This is a genomic window from Bremerella sp. JC817 (genome assembly GCF_040718835.1).
In the GTDB taxonomy this organism is placed as follows: Bacteria; Planctomycetota; Planctomycetia; order Pirellulales; family Pirellulaceae; genus Bremerella.
Genome location: NZ_JBFEFG010000006.1, coordinates 1 through 310 on the forward strand (window position 1 = coordinate 1; position 310 = coordinate 310).

General features: G+C 75.5%; 1 protein-coding gene. It reads left to right on the top strand.

Annotation, left to right across the window (positions count from 1 at the left end):
* Positions 1-310, top strand: a 310-nt coding sequence (locus AB1L30_RS00020; RefSeq protein ID WP_367011316.1) for a hypothetical protein, incomplete at both ends; no start/stop codon positions are given.

Consider the following 310-nt stretch of genomic DNA (forward strand, 5'->3'; position numbering starts at 1 on the left):
GTCGTCACCTGCGGTGAGGACGGGGCGCTCCGGCGCTGGCAGGTGGGCGCCGGCCGTCAGGCTCCCGAGGGGCCCGAGGCGGAGTTCCGCGGCGATGCTCCCGTGCGGAGCCTGGCGATCAGTGGGACGGGGTCGCTGGCGAGCGTCGTCGGGACCCGGCTGCATCGGCACGACCCGGAGACGCTGGAGTCGATCGCGGGAGGGCCGGAGGTCGGGGCCGACCGGTTGGCCTGGAGCCCGGACGGCCGGATGCTGGCCGCAGGAGGGCCCGAGGCCATCACCCTGGTGTCGAGCGATCGGTTGCAGGTGG